The 1975-nt window shown below is 30.0% G+C and carries 2 protein-coding genes; one reads left to right on the forward strand and one right to left on the reverse strand.

Features of this window, described 5'->3' with window-relative positions; genetic code table 11:
- The first annotated feature begins 260 nt into the window (after positions 1 to 260).
- Positions 261 to 551: a hypothetical protein gene (locus tag GUB10_RS15825; RefSeq protein ID WP_193712424.1), complete on the forward strand. Its 291-nt coding sequence runs from the start codon at positions 261 to 263 to the stop codon at positions 549 to 551.
- A gap of 142 nt (positions 552 to 693) precedes the next feature.
- On the opposite strand, the gene GUB10_RS15830 is transcribed toward GUB10_RS15825, so the two are convergent.
- On the reverse strand, positions 694 to 1839 hold the full coding sequence (locus GUB10_RS15830; RefSeq protein WP_193712425.1) for a hypothetical protein: 1146 nt from the start codon (positions 1837 to 1839) through the stop codon (positions 694 to 696).
- Positions 1840 to 1975: the final 136 nt, after the last annotated feature.

Below are 1975 nucleotides of genomic sequence, written 5' to 3' on the forward strand. Positions count from 1 at the left end.
GGCAATAAATCACCTAGAGAATACAAACCTCGATTCGGGGAAGAATTCTTCCCCGAATCGAATGATATTAATGAAAATTTATTGAATTTAGCTGTGTCTTAAATTGGGTAAGGCTACAGTTCATTATCAATTAAAGAATCAATCAATATTTCTGAATTCTCAGCTAGTATATTTCGAAAATTTTCTTCCATTGCATATAACTGATTTGTGTATGATTAGTAGCGGAAAAATAGAAATAACTTAAATAAATAAACAATAAGATGAAAACAGAAATTGAAAAAAGAGCAAGTAAGTTTATAGATGAAACCGATATGATGCAATTTAGCACTATGGAAATAATGGTAATGTTTGCAGAAAAGGAATTAGAAGCTATTAATTATACACGTTGTTGTAAATCTGTTAAGGGTGAGCAAGTACCCACCTTTGATGAATTTATAGACAAGTTTAATTTAGAAGCAGATAGAGATAACGAATACTTTTTTGATAACGAATACTTTGATGCTATGGGATTATATTACAAGTATGCGGAACATTACGGAATTAACCCTTAATTGTTTACAACGGTTACGGTTACCGCAAGTTGCGGGAGTTAGGACGCGGACTTGTCGGCTAGTTATTTTCTTGATTGGTTTCTAAAATTACAAATTTTACTTGGCTACCCGTTATTTGCGGTGAACCGATGTTAGGGCGCGTTTATTCTATAAATTCTCTTTTTAATTGATTATAAGGAATATTCTGAGGTTCAAGTTTTAATCTCTTAAGCGAATACGCATTCAACCTACGAAATTCGTTATGGCGATCAATTGACTGTACTATTATTGTTCTTTCAAAAAAATCACCAAAAATACTTCCAGATAGATTACTGCCAATTATTGTTTTTCCATCTATGATTGAAATTGAAGTGTTTAATTTGTCGGTTTCTACTACAAAATTATTTATAGCCAAAATTAGATTTCCATTAGGATATAGGGCAATTTCTATTTTTACAAAATCATTTATTTTTTCTTTCAAGTCGTATTTCAGAATCTTGTTCTCATTCGAAGTATTAATCTTTGTAATAATATGAGAATTACTAACCAATAATTGAATTCTTAAAGAGTCATTATCACGATGACCGTATTCGAAAATTATATTTTTTGAAGTCTGATTTCTTATTTTAATGTCGGTGCAAAATCTAATTCCTTTTTTACTTTTTGCTCTTATTGGAAATTGTAAATAAGAATGATCAAATAAAATTCCTTCTAAGACTTTACCATTTTCAGCAATCTTTGGAGCAAATTTATCATTTAAAGAGTGTGCATCATTTGAACCAGTTAAAATTGAATAAAACTCATCAAAAATTTGCACTAGTATTTGAGAAATTTGTTGAGATAAGTCAAAAGCTATTATTGGAAATTTCTCGAAAAAATTGTGATATACTGTTTCATATTCCTTTTCAAATTTTTTGTCTGGAATCATATGAATTCCACCATTGTATGCTAAGGCGAATACAAAATCTTTCACTGAGCAATCATAAGATTTAATTTTTAAAATTATAGAATTGAAAAACTCATCAATAGGCATTTCTTTTCTATTCTTATTTTCGGGAATTAAGTTTTTTGAGCAATAGATGTCTTGTGTAATCTTTCTATCTAAGTTTTCAAAATCATCATTTAAAATAGCAAGCTTTAAAAAGTCAAATCTATTAATTTGCTTTATCCAAGGATTACTATCGAAGAACATTATTCTGAAAAAAAGTGGTAATGAAATGACAATTCTGTCATCTTGATTCTCTAAATCTTTTTTTAAATTTAAATAATGAGAGATACCTCGATCTGTACGTTTTAAACTTTTTTTCATTATTATAAATGCGCCCTAACGGTCTCGGTTATCGCCAGTTGGCGGAGTAAGGGACGCGGCTTTGTCGGCTTAGTATTGGTTTGTTGGTCAAGTTAATTATTTTCTTTCTAACGGTGCCGCTTATTGGCGATGAACC

The sequence above is a fragment of the Salegentibacter sp. BLCTC genome (genome assembly GCF_015143665.1).
GTDB classification, from domain to species: domain Bacteria; phylum Bacteroidota; class Bacteroidia; order Flavobacteriales; family Flavobacteriaceae; genus Salegentibacter; species Salegentibacter maritimus.

What these genes read in the sequence shown, in the direction of transcription:
- GUB10_RS15825 (WP_193712424.1), top strand. Translation starts at nt 261, where the DNA reads ATGAAAACAGAAATTGAAAAAAGAGCAAGTAAGTTTATAGATGAAACC.
- GUB10_RS15830 (WP_193712425.1), bottom strand. Translation starts at nt 1,839, where the DNA reads ATGAAAAAAAGTTTAAAACGTACAGATCGAGGTATCTCTCATTATTTA.